This is a genomic window from Flavobacterium tegetincola DSM 22377, from assembly GCF_000425485.1.
GTDB lineage: Bacteria > Bacteroidota > Bacteroidia > Flavobacteriales > Flavobacteriaceae > Flavobacterium > Flavobacterium tegetincola.
Genome location: NZ_KE384386.1, coordinates 193,268 through 208,096 on the forward strand (window position 1 = coordinate 193,268; position 14,829 = coordinate 208,096).

At 34.5% G+C, this 14,829-nt stretch carries 10 protein-coding genes; 4 read left to right on the forward strand and 6 right to left on the reverse strand.

The genetic code is table 11. The features are described from left to right. Window positions 1-9: 9 nt before the first annotated feature. The 3 genes from H602_RS0115040 to H602_RS0115050 are packed head-to-tail and all read right to left on the reverse strand — an operon-like array spanning window position 10 to window position 3,566. Window positions 10-912 carry a patatin-like phospholipase family protein gene (locus tag H602_RS0115040; protein WP_026978755.1) on the reverse strand — a complete coding sequence of 301 codons (903 nt, stop codon included), beginning with the start codon at window positions 910-912 and terminating at the stop codon, window positions 10-12. Continuing rightward, window positions 909-2,984, reverse strand: coding sequence for a M1 family metallopeptidase (locus tag H602_RS0115045; RefSeq protein ID WP_026978756.1), 2,076 nt, complete (start codon window positions 2,982-2,984; stop codon window positions 909-911). Before H602_RS0115045 ends, H602_RS0115040 begins: the two co-directional genes overlap by 4 nt. Window positions 2,985-3,020: 36 nt before the next feature. After that, a complete protein-coding gene (locus H602_RS0115050) occupies window positions 3,021-3,566 on the reverse strand; it encodes a DUF1697 domain-containing protein (RefSeq protein ID WP_026978757.1) in 546 nt (181 codons plus the stop codon). Window positions 3,567-3,729: 163 nt separating this feature from the next. On the opposite strand from H602_RS0115050, the gene recG reads away from it, so the two are divergent. The 4 genes from recG to H602_RS0115070 all read left to right on the forward strand — a co-directional run bounded on the left by recG (window position 3,730) and on the right by H602_RS0115070 (window position 11,437). Continuing rightward, a complete protein-coding gene (gene recG / locus H602_RS0115055; RefSeq protein ID WP_026978758.1) occupies window positions 3,730-5,832 on the forward strand; it encodes an ATP-dependent DNA helicase RecG in 2,103 nt (700 codons plus the stop codon). 99 nt (window positions 5,833-5,931) lie between these two features. Next, on the forward strand, window positions 5,932-6,984 hold the full coding sequence (locus H602_RS0115060) for an efflux RND transporter periplasmic adaptor subunit (protein WP_026978759.1): 1,053 nt from the start codon (window positions 5,932-5,934) through the stop codon (window positions 6,982-6,984). A 51-nt stretch (window positions 6,985-7,035) separates the two neighbouring features. After that, the gene (locus H602_RS0115065; protein WP_026978760.1) at window positions 7,036-10,128 is read left to right on the forward strand and encodes an efflux RND transporter permease subunit; all 3,093 of its coding nucleotides are present in this window, start codon (window positions 7,036-7,038) and stop codon (window positions 10,126-10,128) included. Further along, window positions 10,118-11,437: a TolC family protein gene (locus H602_RS0115070; protein WP_026978761.1), complete on the forward strand. Its 1,320-nt coding sequence runs from the start codon at window positions 10,118-10,120 to the stop codon at window positions 11,435-11,437. The genes H602_RS0115065 and H602_RS0115070 overlap by 11 nt, the downstream gene beginning before the upstream one ends. 328 nt (window positions 11,438-11,765) lie before the next feature. On the opposite strand, the gene H602_RS0115075 is transcribed toward H602_RS0115070, so the two are convergent. From H602_RS0115075 to H602_RS19460, 3 genes are all read right to left on the reverse strand, one after another. Further along, entirely contained in the window at window positions 11,766-12,680 is a 915-nt protein-coding gene (locus H602_RS0115075) for a hypothetical protein (RefSeq protein ID WP_026978762.1), read from the reverse strand. A gap of 325 nt (window positions 12,681-13,005) precedes the next feature. After that, window positions 13,006-13,425: a barstar family protein gene (locus H602_RS0115080; RefSeq protein WP_026978763.1), complete on the reverse strand. Its 420-nt coding sequence runs from the start codon at window positions 13,423-13,425 to the stop codon at window positions 13,006-13,008. A gap of 609 nt (window positions 13,426-14,034) precedes the next feature. Beyond that, window positions 14,035-14,562, reverse strand: coding sequence for an STM3941 family protein (locus tag H602_RS19460; RefSeq protein ID WP_051224577.1), 528 nt, complete (start codon window positions 14,560-14,562; stop codon window positions 14,035-14,037). Window positions 14,563-14,829 lie beyond the last annotated feature (267 nt).

The following is a 14,829-nucleotide window of genomic DNA, read 5'->3' on the forward strand; positions in this document are numbered from 1 at the left end:
AAAATTATTTTAAATCCTATTTTCACTCATGTCCTCATTCTTATTTTGAGCATATTCATAGCCTTGATGCCACCATTCTTTCATTTTAGTTTTATTAAAAATCAAAGCGTTGTCAGTCAACTTTGTCGGTGTGTAAAACAAATTTAATTTTACATTTTTATTGTTTGCCATTAATTTCCCAATGGCAATATCGTGTTTTTCAACTTGGTCTAAAAGTGTCCCAAATAAATCAACCATTAGCGAAAACGGATTTTTGCCAATTACTCGGGGTTCCAATTGTGTTTCGGTTTCTAAAATAACCACATCAACTTCTGTTGCACCGCGATTTATAGCTTCCGTAATAGGTACAAGACTGGAAAAACCACCGTCTCCATATTCATAATTTCCTTTTTTCACCAAACTCATAAACGGAATATAATTGCAGGAAATCCAGATCCACTCACAAAACTCCTCGTAATCATAATCCCGAATACACTTATATTCCACCTGATTCAAAGTCAAATTAGTCACTGTAACCACAATATCACAATTTGAAGCCTTCAACTGATTAAATTCAGACAAAGTAAAATTATGCTTGATGTAACGCAAAAGTCGGCGGCTTTCGCCAAAGGTTCGCTTGCCTTTTACAAACTGTTTGATTACGTTAAAGTGGTTAATGGTCACGATATCAACGCCCTCTTTTTCCTTAATTACGAAAGGGGAAACATTAAAAATATTGTCTTTATTTACATTGGTATAAATGTCGTAAATCTTACCAATTTCTCCCAACGCCAAGTGCGGAATCAACAAACTTCCCGTAGAAGTTCCCAATAACAAATCATACTGATTACCGCGAACTTCCATCAAATATTGTGCAACACCACCGGCAAAAGCACCTTTACTTCCACCGCCTGAAATGACTAACGCTCTCATATTTTTTCAATTATTAATCGGTTCAGTTGACTTTTTTCGCGTTCGGGAAGTTGCTCCAGCATATCCTCAAAAAATTTGCGATGGATATCACTTTTCAATAAACCTCGGATATTTTCTCTTGCAAATTTTACAAATTGCCATTTATGACTGACCAATGCATTTACTAAATATTTCAACGTATTCTGGTCGTTTTTATCTAGAAATAATAATTTCATAATCGCATTTTGACGCAAATTACTCTCGTATTTCGGCGTTGCATAATCCAGCAATTCATCGTAATAAGCGGCTTTTTTATCTTGTTCAAAATCTTTAGTTGCTAAAGCCAAAGTAAGCCATAAAACACGCAAATTTTTATCGTTTAAACCAACCCAATTTCTTGATTTTTCTAGAATCATAAAGCGTTCTTCTGGAAATTCCGACCAATATTTATTCAATACAATTTCTCGTGTGATGTACGAATTATCGTCTAATAAAGTCAAATAATCATCTTTGAAATTTGCAGGAATCGAATCCATAGTTTTTGCAATCGCTTGACGTACTTTGAAATCACCGGTTTGCATTGCTAATTTCAACACACTTTCTTTTTCTTGGTAAGAAACCGACTGCAATTGATAAATTACCTCTTCTCTTAAAGGAAAAAAAGCGTTCCCTTTCAGCAAGTTCGAATAGGTAAGTTCCTTTTCAATAAAAGGTTTAGCTCTCAATTCTGAAACTTCAAAATAGGCACGAATAAACGGACTTTTATTCAAAATAGTTAAGACATCTTGGGTTTGAAAAACGGAACTTTCCAACCAATCTTTCTTAAATTTATTCGTGTCAAAATCGGAAACTTTATTAATTTCGGCTAAAAAATCGTCCGTTTCTACATTCTTGAATTGGTATTTCTGCAAATAACTTTTAACTGCTTTTTGAAAATTTTCATGACCCACATTTTCACGCAAATAATGTAAAGCCCAAGCTCCTTTTTGATAAAAAGTCAACGAACTCGCCTTTGGATTTAAAATGGGAACCAAATTATTTTTTGAAGCGGCAATCAATCGTTCGGCCATTTCATACAATTGCCAATTGAAATAATCTGAACCAAATACTGATTCTTCCGCCAATAAAGCATAATAAGTTGCAAATCCTTCTTGAAGCCAATGATGTTCTCCTGATTTAGCCGTAACCATATCACCAAACCACTGATGAGCCAATTCATGAGCGTTTACATTCAAATAACTTCTGTCGTTAAAACCAATAGAATCCACCACAAAATCTTGTGCAAAAAGCGTCGAAGTCGTATTTTCCATACCCGCATATAAAAAATCTTTCACTGGAATTTGTCGATAGACTCTCCAAGGATAAGGAATGCCAATTTCCTTTTCAAAAAAGTCGAATATTTGCTTGCTGTATCGATAAGTTGGTTCAAATTTAAAAACATCTTCTGGTTGTAAATATAATTCTATTGGAGTTCCTGAACGAGTACTTAAAGTCTGCTTTTCAAATTGACCAATTGCCATCATAACAAGGTACGAACTCATAGGATTTTGCATTTCATACTTCCATGTCGTAAGCGAATCTTTTATAGTTTTATTTACCAAAACGCCATTAGAAAGTGCCTCGAAATCAGTTGCAAAAGAAACTGTAGTATTGAATACGACTTTTTCATTTTCATCGTTAAAACTTGGCAACCAATGACTCGTATTTTTACCTTGTCCTTGCGTCCAAATTTGTTTCCCATCGCCTTCTCCTACAAAGTAAAGCGTTTGTTTTGGCGTTGCTTGATAATCAAAACTGATGGTGTTTTTCCCTTTTTTATAGCCTTTAAACAGCTGCAATTCCTTACCTGAATTTTTAAAATCTACCGTTCTTTTATTGATTTTTACATTCGAGAAATGCATGTTTATAGCATCAATTCTTATGGTGTCAATCGATGATTTTACTTCAAATTCGTAAGATATAGTTCCTGTTACAGCTTGTTTTTGAAAATTTAAACTAAGATTGGAGTTTGCAGTTTTAAAATCAACTTTTACATGTTGTTGTGCCAAAAGCAAACTCGGAAATAATAGCAAAAAAGAGAAATATCGTTTCATGATAATTAATAGAAATTAAATGGTTTGAAAGGCTTTTTAGCGTTCTTCATACATTTTTAAGAGTTGCGTCACCGTGTTCCAATTGCGAATGGTTGCTGTTAAATTGAGTTTTTTTTCAATATATTTTTGGTCCAATCTCGTTTTTCCAGCTCCAACGGCGTATTTAATGAAAATTTTATTGCCATCAATAACCGCTTCGTCAGGTTTAAATTGACTAATTCTCAAATCATTGATACTGTCACTTCGCAACGTATTTGATAAAAATGCGACGTATAATTTCTTCGTATCAACGTCCTTTTCTTTTAAAAAAGGATTGTTCTTAAAGCAACTTTCCAAATCTTCTTTATGGATAACAACGGCCGGGACGTCGTGTCCAAATGCTGCAAAAATTTCTTGCTTGATTTTAAAACCAACCGAAGCGCCATTTTCTTCCTCAGCATCCACAAACACATTTCCAGATTGAATATACGTCTCAATATTCTGAAAACCTGCTTTTTCCAACATGCTTTTTAAAGCGTCCATTTTCATCATATTGTGACCTGAAACATTGATACCACGAAGCAAAGCGAGATGAGTAACCATAAAATTATTTTTTAGAATTTCAAATATAAAGTTTTTAGAAGGTAATCGTGTTTAAAGAAACATAAAAGTGTTGTATTCATTCGTTTTTACTAAGACTGATTTTCTAGTTTCCCATTAAAAATCTATCTTCGCTTACTGTAAAACTCCACTAGTTACTGAAAAAATGAGCCAATTGTTACAAACTCCCATCGAATACTTAAAAGGCGTTGGCCCCAATCGGGGTGAATTGTTGCGGAAAGAATTGGGCATTTATAAGTACGGCGATTTAGTGCAACTCTTCCCCAACCGCTATATTGACCGAACGCGTTATTATAAGGTGAACGAACTCAATGTTTCCAATGCGGAAGTGCAATTAATTGGTAAAATCATCAGCTTAAAAACCATTGAGCAAAAAAGAGGCAAGCGATTAGTCGCAACTTTTAAAGACGAAACGGGACAAATGGAACTCGTTTGGTTTCAAGGTCAGAAATGGGTTAAAGAAAACTTAAAACTCAATACAGAGGTTGTTATTTTCGGAAAATGTTCGGCTTTTAATAATGTGTACAACATGCCGCATCCCGAAATTGAATTGTTAGCGGTACACCAACAAAGTTTACGTTCGGCAATGCAACCCGTTTATCCTTCCACGGAAACGCTTTCCAATCGTGGAATCAGCAACAGGATGGTGATTAAAATGTTAGAGCAATTATTTTCTGAAAGAGAACTCAATTTCATTGAACCACTCCCCGATTATTTAATCAATGAGTTGAAATTGATTTCGAAAAATAAAGCCATTTTCAACATTCATTTTCCGAAAAGCAGCGAAGATTTGGCGAAAGCCCAATTCCGATTGAAATTTGAAGAATTGTTTTTCATTCAAATGCAGCTGATTACTAAAAATCTAATTCACAAACACAAGATAAAAGGACACCAGTTTACAAGTGTAGGAACTTATTTCAATGAATTTTACAGCAATCATCTGCCGTTTGATTTGACGGGTGCTCAAAAACGAGTGTTGAAAGAAATTCGCAACGACATGGGAAATCCCGCTCAAATGAACCGACTTTTACAAGGTGATGTGGGTTCAGGAAAGACAATTGTGGCGTTGATGAGTATGCTTTTAGCTTTGGATAATGGTTTTCAAGCCTGCTTGATGGCACCAACGGAAATTTTAGCAAACCAGCATTTCATCGGACTTTCAGAATTAGCAATTCCGTTAGGTTTGAATATCAAATTACTAACGGGTTCGGTAAAAATCGCACAACGTCGTATTATTCATGAAGAACTTGAAAACGGAACGTTACAGATACTAATTGGAACGCACGCTTTATTGGAAGACAAAGTCAAATTCAAGGATTTAGGTCTGGCGATTATTGACGAACAACACCGTTTTGGCGTGGAACAACGTTCTAAACTTTGGAAGAAAAATATAATTCCGCCCCATGTTTTGGTGATGACGGCAACTCCAATACCGCGAACCTTAGCCATGAGTTTATACGGCGACTTGGATATTTCTGTAATTGACGAATTGCCTCCGGGACGAAAACCCATCCAAACCGAACACCGTTTTGATTCGAACCGATTGCGAATTTGGAAATTTATCCGTGATGAAATTGCCAAAGGAAGACAAATTTACATCGTATATCCATTGATTCAAGAATCCGAAAAAATGGATTATAAAGATTTAATGGACGGTTACGAAGGTATTTCTCGGGACTTTCCTTTACCGGATTATGCAATTTCTATTGTTCACGGAAAAATGAAACCCGCCGAAAAAGAGTCGGAAATGCAGCGTTTTATTAAAGGAAAAACACAAATTATGGTAGCGACAACGGTAATTGAAGTTGGCGTAAATGTTCCAAACGCAAGTGTAATGATTATTGAAAGTGCCGAACGTTTTGGACTTTCGCAACTGCACCAACTTCGGGGTCGTGTAGGTCGTGGTGCTGAACAGAGTTATTGTATTTTGATGACTTCGCACAAATTATCGGAAGACAGTAAAGTACGAATGGAAACAATGACGCGAACTAACGATGGTTTTGAAATTGCCGAAGTCGACTTAAAACTCCGTGGTCCAGGTGATATTATGGGAAAACAACAAAGCGGAATTTTAAACTTAAAAATCGCTGATTTGGTGAAAGACAGAGACATTTTAGAATTGGCACGCCATCATGCATTGAAAATATTGAAAGCAGATGCACCACTCGTTCAACCGGAACATGCAACGTTACGACAAGTATTTATTGAAATTGGAAAAAAACAAAATATCTGGAATTATATAAGTTAGTACCAACTTTAACACTTAACTACTGTTAAAAAAAGACTAACGTAAAAAAGACTCCATTATATAAACTTTAGTTTTGTTCTTTCACGCAAAAAAAATTCCATGAAAGTAAAATACATAGTTTATGCCCTAATTATTTTGGGATTAGGAACACTTATTTTTTATCGCATTGGCGAAAATAAAGAAGAAAAGAAAGACCCAAATGCTATAAAACCGGCTACAACTGTTTATGGAAAAATACTAGTTTCTCAGGAGTTTGCAGATAATTTGACTTTATCAGGTACTTTAGAAGCGAACGAAGAAATAGAACTTCGAACGGAAGTTTCAGGCGTGGTAGAGCAAATAAATTTTGAAGAAGGAGGATTTGTAACCAAAGGCCAGTCCCTCGTAAAGGTAAACGACATTGAACTTCGTGCCCAATTGCGACAAGTACAAACGGCTCAAGGATTGTCTTCCGAAAATGCGAGAAGAGCTAAGCTTTTATTGGAAAAAGAAGCCATCAGTCAAGAAGAATTTGACATTGCAACCGCAGATTTTAAATCGGCTCAAGCACAAGTCCAATTAATTCAAGCCCAACTTTCTAAAACAACCATCCGAGCTCCGTTTTCGGGAAAAATAGGTTTGCGTTCCATTTCCAAAGGAAGCTACATATCTCCTACTACTTTAATTGCCAAATTAGTCAATACTTCTCAACTAAAAATAACGTTTTCTATCCCTGAAAAATATGCCCAAACGATGAAAGCCAATCAAAGTTTGACTTTTACTACTTCAGGTTCAAAAGAAGTTTACAATGCTAAAATCTATGCCATTGAACCTTCCATTGAAACAGAAAGCAGAACATTAAAAATTCGTGCAATAACAGAGAATAAGGACGGGAAATTAATTCCAGGAACTTTTGCCAATGTAAGTTTGCCTCTTGCGAAGTTAGAAAATGCCCTTTTGGTACCTACCGAAGCATTGATTCCAATTCAAAACGGAAAGAAAATATTTGTATCCGTAGATGGAAAAGCGAAAGAAATCATCGTGGAAACAGGTGCTCGAACTGATAAAGATATTTTAATTACTTCAGGATTAAAAGCAGGCGACACCATTTTAACTTCGGGTGTTATGAGTTTGAAAAATGACAGTCCTGTAAAAGTAAAATTGCAAAAATAGATTTTCAATCTAGGTTAATTCCTAAATCAAAAATCCTAAATCAAAAATCTAATGAGTTTATCTACCCTAAGTATTAAACGTCCGGTTTTGACCATTGTAATGAACCTTTCTATCGTTCTTTTTGGAATCATTGGCTATACCTATCTTGGTGTTCGGGAATTCCCTTCAATTGATGCAGCACAAATTTCGGTGCGAACCAATTATTCAGGTGCAAACTCGGACATTATCGAATCTCAAATCACGGAACCGCTTGAAAAAGCCATTAACTCGATTGACGGAATTCGAAATATTACTTCTTCGAGTAACCAAGGTTCGAGTAATATTTCTATCGAATTCAATCTTGACAAAGACCTTGAAGCTGCAGCAAATGATGTTCGGGATAAAGTCTCGCAAGCCATCCGTAGCTTACCGCAAGATATTGACGCACCTCCCGTAGTTTCCAAAGCAGATGCCGATTCGGATGCTATTATTACCATGACCATTCAAAGTGATAATAAAAACGTTATTGAACTTTCCGACTATGCAGAAAATGTAGTCGCACAAAGGCTTCAAACGATTCCAGGAGTAAGTAGTGTTCAAATTTGGGGACAACGAAAATATGCCATGCGTTTATGGATTGACCCGGTTCGACTGGCTTCCTATGGTTTAACGACTGCCGATGTACAAACGGCCTTAAATAATCAAAATGTTGAACTCCCATCAGGAAAATTAACGGGTGCCAATACCGAATTAACCGTTAAAACCTTAGGAAATCTTTCTACCGAAGAAGAATTTAACGACATTATCATACGAGCCGATGGCGACAAAGTAGTACGTTTATTGGATATTGGAAAAGCGGCTTTAGAAGCAGAAAATCTGGAAACTAAACTAAGTGATTCCGGTCAGCCAATGGTTGGTATGGCTATTATACCACAACCTGGGACGAATTATTTGGATATCGCAGATGCTTTTTATAAAGAATACGACAAAATTGAAAGCGATTTACCTAAAGAATTCAAATTAAATGTTGCGATTGACAATACCATTTTTGTTAAAAAGGCAGTATTTGAAGTCGCAGAAACACTGATGATTTCTATTATTTTGGTAATTCTTATCATCTATTTATTTTTTAGAAATTGGGCCATCGCATTCCGACCGTTAATTGATATTCCGGTTTCGCTAATCGCAACGTTCTTTATCATGTGGTTATTTGGATTTTCAATCAATGTATTGACACTTCTAGCGATTGTTTTGGCAACAGGCTTGGTAGTCGATGATGGAATTGTAGTCACCGAAAATATTTTCAAAAAAGTGGAAGAAGGCATGTCGCCCATTGAAGCTGCAATCAAAGGCTCTAATGAAATTTTCTTTGCCGTAATTTCCATTTCCATAACCTTGGCTGCGGTATTTTTGCCCGTAATATTTCTAGAAGGTTTTGTGGGACGTCTGTTCCGAGAATTTGGGGTCGTCATTGGAGCGGCCGTTTTAATATCAGCGTTTGTATCCCTATCGTTGACACCAATGTTAAACGCCTATTTAATGAAAAAAGGCGAACAAAAACGGTCTAAGTTTTACGACATGACCGAGCCTTATTTTGTAAAAATGAACACGTCTTATGCTGAATCCCTAAAACGTTTCATGACTAAGAAATGGATTAGTTTTCCAATTATCATCGCTTGTATCGGATTGATTGTGTTGTTTTATTCACTATTAAAAAAAGAAACAGCACCTTACGATGACAGAAGTTTCATCAGTTTAAATGTTTCGGCTCCTGAAGGTGTTTCCTATGATTATATGGACCGATTTATGAACGAATTGACCGAACTAATCAACGATTCGATTCCTGAGAAAAAAGTAAGTTTAATCATCACTTCACCAGGTTGGGGTGCATCATCTGTCAATACCGGTCGTGCTCGAATTCGTTTGGTAGAACCCGGAGAACGAGAAAAATCGCAAAGTGAAATTGTACAGGAATTAACGACTTGGACCAAACAATATTCGGAGGCAAAAGTATCCGTTTCTGAATCGCCTACGATTGCGGTAAATCGCCGTGGTGGTTTCCCAGTACAATATATTATACAGGCTCAAAATTTTGAAAAACTAAGAGAAAAAATTCCCGAATTCATGGACGAAGCCGAGAAAGATCCTACTTTTTCAGTAGTTGATGTAAATTTGAAATTCAACAAACCAGAAGTATACGTTACCATTGACCGCGATAAAGCACAAAATCTAGGCATCTCTGTAATTGATGTAGCACAAACTTTGCAATTATCGTTAAGTGGTCAACGTTTTGGATACTTCATGATGAACGGAAAACAATATCAAGTTATTGGTCAATTTGATAAAAAAGATCGAGATACTCCGATGGATTTGACTTCTATTTTTGTCAAAAATAAGGACGGAAAATTAATACAACTGGACAATGTCGTTACGATTGAAGAACAAAGTAGTCCACCACAATTGTACCATAACAACAGATACATGTCGGCTACAGTTTCTGCCAACTTAGCTCCTGGAAAAAGTATGGACGATGGAATTGCAGCCATGGAAGCCATCAAAGTAAAAGTTCTGGACGATACATTTACTACTGATTTAGGTGGAGAATCCCGAGATTTCGTGGAAAGTAGCTCGAATACGGCTTTTGCATTTGGATTGGCATTACTGCTTATTTTCTTAATTTTAGCAGCTCAATTTGAAAGTTTCATTGACCCATTTATAATCATTTTAACGGTTCCAATGGCAATTGCCGGAGCGTTATTCTCGTTATGGTTATTTGGTCAAAGTTGGAATATTTTTAGTCAAATTGGTACGATAATGTTAATAGGATTGGTAACTAAAAATGGAATTTTAATCGTCGAATTTGCCAACCAGCTTCGCGAACAAGGAAAATCAAAATACGACGCAATTATTGAAGCTTCAGAATCACGATTACGACCTATTTTAATGACCAGTTTAGCAATTGCACTTGGTGCATTACCAATTGCCTTATCGCTAGGTGCTGCTTCTACAAGCCGAATTGGAATGGGAGTTGTTATCGTGGGTGGTACACTATTTTCACTTATTTTAACTTTATTCGTGATTCCTGCCATTTACTTAATGTGGTCCAGAGACCGCAAACACCATCCAGAATTTGACCACATAAAAGAATATGAAAATGAAATATAAATTAATTCAACATACTTTAGCCACGCTATTCTTTTTTGGTACAGTAAGTTATTCGTACAGCCAAGCTGTTTTGACTGTTGAAGACGCAGTTAAAATTGCATTGGAAAATAATTTTGAAATCCAAATTGCAACTAATAATTCAAAAATTGATGCTACCAATGTAAGTTTGGCAAACGCCGGAATACTTCCAAATTTAGATGCGGTTTTGACTAATTCTAACAGTATTTTGGACACGAAGCAAACTCAAGCTGACGGTTCTATTCGTGAACTTAACAATGCCAAGAACATGAATTTGTCTTATGGTTTAGCATTGAATTGGACCGTATTTGACGGTTTTAAAATGTTTGCCAAACACGAACAATTGAAGCAAATAGAACAATTAGGAACCACCGAATTGCAGTTTACCATTTTAAATAAAGTGGGCGATGTGATGGAAACGTATTACCAAATCGTGCAGCAACAAGAACAGTTGAAAGTACTGGACACGACTTTAGTGATTTCCCAACTGCGATTAAATCTAGCCAAAAACCGCTACACGATAGGAAAAGCATCGAAATTAGAGGTGCTAAACGCCGAAGTAGATTGCAATACTGACAACACTAATTTACTGCGTCAAAAGGAATTGTACTCCAACACGAAAACAGCTCTAAATGAACTTTTAGCACGTGATTTAACTACAGAATTCTTAGCTTCAGAAGGAGTTATCATTGATAAATCCTTGCAATATGCTGATTTAAAAACAAAGGTTTCGAGTCAAAATCCGCAATTACAAATGCAAATTTTGAACAAGCGAATTGCCGAACTTTCTTTGAAACAAATCAAAGGCGACCGCTACCCTACTATCGGATTAAATACAGGATATAATTTTACACGGTCAGAATCGTCGTTAGGGTTTGTCTCAGAATCAACGGGAAATGGACTCGTTTACGGAGTTACAGCACGAATGAATATTTTTAACGGTTCGTTGCAAAACAGGAATGAAAAAGTAGCAAAAATCAGTGTGGAGAATGCCGGGATTTATGTGGAACAGCAGAAAAACCAATTGGAATCGCAACTTTTAGTAGCCTATACCACCTATTTAACCAACATCCAGTTAGTGGAGTTGGAAGATAAAAACGAAAAAATTGCAGAACAAAATTTAGACATTACGTTAGAGAAATTCAAGATTGGAACCATAACTACGGTTGAATTTAGAACAGCTCAATTGAATTACGTAAATGCTAAATTCCACAACAACTCCGCTCAATTTCAAGCGAAGATTTCTGAAATTGCATTGAAGGAATTAGCTGGAAACTTGGATTTGAATTAGAAACAACTACCTTTATTTTCTTAAATAATTCTTGAAGGTTTCCTACACGAACAAAGTTTTGGTTTAATTAAATTGGAATGGTAAGGAAACTTTGCTCAAAACTGAAGGTAAACACTAAAAAATGACCCAGATTTTACTGCATAAAAAAAGAGGATAATCATCCCGATAGCTATCGGGACTAGATATTCTTCAAAACGCTTTATGATAACTCCATACCTGTTGACGGCATGTAATCCGTTCTCCCGAGAAAACGGGATAGTCTGTTCAACACAGGTTTGATTGTTCGTTCTCCGAATGCAACGAAACCTTAGTTGGTGGCAGATGGTTTTTAGTCTATGACTTGCATTTGATTTATTACTAAATCTTTAAACTCTCCGCTATGTGCACTATAAATGTATACTCTTTGTATAAAATTTCCTTCGCCTTGATGTTCATTATTTATGAATTTCCAAACGAAAATATTTAACTTTTCATCAAAATCAAAATCTCTTTCTGTCTTGCCTTCAATATAATGTTTTTCATTTATGGCTCTTTTCTTTACATAATCGAAGGATTTAAATAAATCTATGTTTTTATAATTGTTTGGAAATTCTATATCCTTGTAAATTGAAGCAAAATCATCAAGTTCGATAGTTGCAGTATATTCTCCAATACCGGCAATTTCATTTGAGAATGCAAAACATACTATGTAATGATATCTTGATTTTTTATCATAGCCATCGTAAAGATTATTATCAATTACATTTGCTTGTTTAAAATATAGTTTACTATAAAAAGTTTTACCAAGCTTTTTAACAAGATGGTTTTTAATTTTAATTGAAACATTTTTTGGTAAATCCTCTATTTTTCTTAATTTTTTAGGCTCGTAAAGCCAAGTGTCATAAAACGGGCAATTTTTAACGAAAACATCTTTTGGGAATTTTCTACAATTACAATTTGGATTAGGCTCTAGATTTACAATAAGTGTGTCATTTTTTTTAAAGTCTAATTTAATTAAAATTTTCTTAAATCTTGAATCGTCTAAATACAGTCGATAATTCTTTAAACTATCAAGTCTGCTATGCTTTAAATTATAATATCCACTTTTTTCAAGAAATCCTACGCTTGTAGAAATCTCTCTCTCATCTAGTAATTTTGGCAAGAAGTATTTATGATTTATTGTATCATAAGTGTTAATCTTTATGACTGTTTGACCATTTAAAAAAGTGAAGTTTAACAAAAAAAATATACTTAATATCTTCATAATTTATTTTTATATTTAATTCAATTTCACGATTTTTAGGTAAACTATTTGCCAACGTCAGTTCGTCTAAAAACCCTTCCAAGTTTCTATCTATACTTAATTTTGAAGTAAATATAACCCATTTCCCAAACAATTATTCCGTCTTTTATAAAATGACTCCATTTTACTGCATAAGAAAAGAGGATACCTATCCTTGACCGAACTTTACACCCAACTCAATCCATCTCTTTGCGAACCGCCGAGTACGTGACCCGTATGCTCGGTGGTGTGAGAGGCTCTCCCTGCTAGTTTCTAGCGGGGCAGTCTACTCGATTGGCAGCAGTAACTATTCGATTATTTCTACTTGAAAATTATATTGTTTTAAAAGATTGACTATTTCTTCAAAATAATCCTCAGTTAATGCGTTTTTAATATTGGAAGTATTATTAAAAATTATCTTGTAATTATGATTTGGATCATTTTTATTATAGCTTTCAATTAAGCAATCAGAAAATGAGTCATATCCACTTCCAAAATATCCTTTATCACCAATTAAAGTTTCGGCTACCAAATAATAAAAATCTAAATCATCATGAATTAATTTTCCATTAATATGAAATATTTTATTTGGTGGTATAATGGTTGGTAATCCGCTATAAATTCCACAAGCACGTAAATATGCATCCTTTTGTCCTGATGTTATTATACTAGATTTCCAAGTAAAGTTAATTTTCTCATCCCATCCATGCAAAATATCGATAAGCAACTGTTCATAATTTTCATTTCCTTCTGGAATAATATGTCCATAAACTTCGATATCTCCATTTTGTAAAAATTCGGCATCCTGTAAAGGAATTATCTTAAATTGTTTTTAAATAATTCCCTCATAAATATTTTTAATGAATATTGAGATATTTATGAGGGAATAACCACTATTGTCAATTGTCGTTTTATTTTTAATTTCAAAATCTCGAAAAGTAAAATATCTGGCAGATTCATTACTCACTTCTTTTAACGAAGTATAGTTACAGCTTCCTATTTCAATCCCGTTATGATATGCTATAATCTTCAGAATTCTCCATTTTTTTTTCATAATTGGCTACAACGTCAATTCGTCTAAAAACCCTTCCAAGTTTCTATCTAAACTTAATTTTGAAGTAAATATAACCCATTTCCCGAACAATAATTCCGTCTTTTATAAAATAACCCAGATTTTACTCCATAAAATAAGAGGACTACTAATCCTCTCGATATTCTTCAAAACGCTTTACGATAACTCCATAAGTGTTGACGGCATGTAATCGGTTCTCCCGAGGAAACGGGACAGGCTATTCAACACAGGTTTCATTGTTCGTTCTCCGAACGCAACGAAAGCTTAGCTGTTATGTGTAGTTTTTTTATGATTTTTATAAGCCAAAGTAATGTTGTCAAAAAGTTCTTCAATACTACAATCCAATAGAGCACTTGAGATTATTATACTTTTTTTATAATTCCAATTTTGCATAAAAAGAAGAGCTTTTTTTAGTAAACTAATATTTTTATCTTTAAAAATAGATTCATTTACGAATAATTCTATGCTATATTTCTTAATTCTTTTAACTTTTGTAATGTTTTTCCATTCAATTTGACCTAACGCTTCATACTTTGAATTGTCAAGTAAATATTCTTCAGTAATTTGTAAAGCAATTTTTCTTGAAAATAATTTTATAAATGAGTAAAATAAAGCTGAAAAGAAAATAATCCCAATTATTCCAAGAATTTGAATTGGTTCTTTTTTCATAAAAATATTTCTAATAAATTTTTCAGGTTCTAACACTAAATAAATTGATAAAAACAGCATAAAAAGAAAAGAAAAGGTACCAAATAAAATTCTTTTTTTGTTAAAATTATAATTTATAATCATTGGTTTTTATTGATTTACACAATTTTTGTCTTAAAATTATACGCAAGGCTATACAACTTTTTATATCTCTTCTGTTTTCAAATATATACATTTAATCCCAACCCGTGAGAAAAAAGGTCCATTTCCTAAAAACTATAAAACACTATCAAAAACAACTAAATCTGGCAAAAAAAAATGCTAGAACTGCTCAAATGACAAAAAAATGCCCTGAAACGGTCTTCCGTCGACAACAAATGATCTTCCGTCGACCACAAATGATCTTCCGTC